At 58.8% G+C, this 1,601-nt stretch carries 1 protein-coding gene; it reads left to right on the top strand.

Going from position 1 to position 1,601, the window contains the following annotated elements; all coding sequences use genetic code 11:
• Nucleotides 1-112: 112 nt before the first annotated feature.
• Entirely contained in the window at nt 113-1,429 is a 1,317-nt protein-coding gene (locus tag MLC70_RS18370; protein ID WP_053113071.1) for an IS1380 family transposase, read from the top strand.
• The last annotated feature ends 172 nt before the right edge of the window (nt 1,430-1,601 follow it).

Genomic DNA, 1,601 nt, shown 5'->3' with positions numbered 1-1,601 from the left:
CCTGAATCCGTGAGTTCAACCGGCTGAAACTGTATCCAAAGCCTGCAATAACAAAGCCTTGGGCGATATAATAGCACCTGACATCCATTCACCCAGTCAGTGCATTTAGCTCATGCGTACTTTCACTCTCCAGCAATCCCGAACCGAAGTCTATACACCCCACGGCGGACTGGCCCTGGTGGGCCACTGCCTGAACCGGCACACGTCGCTGATCAAAACCGCTCGCACAGTCGTCAAGCGGCACGGTATTCCAAACATTGAGCTGATCCGCACCTACCTGGGCCTGATCACGCTGGGCAAGAGCGATTTCGAGGCGGCCGAGCCGGTACGAACAGATCCGTTCTTCAAATCGGCGATGGGCATCAAGCAGTCGCCATCTTCAGCCCGTTTGCGCCAGCGATTTGATGAAGATGCCCAAGCCCTGACGCCATTGCTGGAGGATGCCAGCGTTGAATTTCTTCAGTCCGTCGAAGCGCCGGTGTCACCACTGGCGATGGGCCATGTTGCCCTGGATATGGATGTCTTTCCCATGGACAACAGCCAGACCCATAAAGAGGGTGTCAGCTACACCTACAAGGGTTACGACGGCTATGCACCCATTGCCGCGTATCTGGGCCAGGAAGGCTGGTGCCTGGGTTGCGAGCTACGCCCTGGCAGCCAGCACGCCAATAACGGTTTTCTGGATACCCTCAAACGGGTTTTGCCCCGGGCCCGGTCACTGACGGACAAGCCCATCCTGCTGCGTCTGGACAGTGCACACGATGCCCGTGACAATCGCGACTTCCTGCGCGAGCAGGACCAGATCGACTTCCTGATCAAGTGGAACCCTCGCAAGCAGGATCCCTTGGCTTGGGCAAACAAGGCCCAGGCCAAGGAAGTCTGGTCGCTGGACCGCGACGGCAAGATGGAAGCGGTTCTGTCAGAAGACCTTCCCGATGAACCCGGCCTGCGTCGCATCGTCAAGGTCACCGTTCGCACCAGCGATGCCTCCGGTCAGCTGTACCTGGAGCCAGAAGTTAGCATCGAAGGCTGGATTACCTCCTTGCCCGCTGACGTGGCCAGTGAGCAACACATCATGGCGCTGTACAGCGACCATGCCACCAGTGAACAATTTCACAGCGAGTTCAAGACCGACCTGGACCTGGAGCGCCTGCCCTCCGGCAAGTTCGACACCAACAACCTGGTCATGGCCTTCGCCACCATGGGTTACAACGTGCTGCGCTGGATGGGCCTGAGACTGACCGCCCCAGATGCGCCAGTGCGCCATCCGGCCAAGCGCCGCCGCCTGAGAACGGTGATGCAGGAACTGATGACCATGGCCTGCCGCCTGGTGCACAGCGGCCGGCAGTGGATTCTGCGCTTTGGTCGGCACTGTCCGGGCTTTGCCGTTTACCGCGACCTCTATGGAAGCCTTGCCGCCTCCGGTTAAGCAAGTCCGACAACAGCCGCTACCTTAAAGCCACCCGGAAAACCAGCCCGGGGCAACCCGCTATTGCCTGACGACCAGAAGTTGATCAAAACGCGCCCAAATTTGGCCGCTGATCGACGTCAGACTGCACGTTCCGGCATTATCAACCTGCTTTTGACCAAGTGATGGCTCC

Origin of the sequence: Marinobacter goseongensis, assembly GCF_023156235.1 — a bacterium.
Lineage (GTDB): Bacteria > Pseudomonadota > Gammaproteobacteria > Pseudomonadales > Oleiphilaceae > Marinobacter > Marinobacter goseongensis.
Note: the sequence above shows the minus strand (reverse complement) of the source record. Positions and strands in the feature narration are given on the sequence as shown.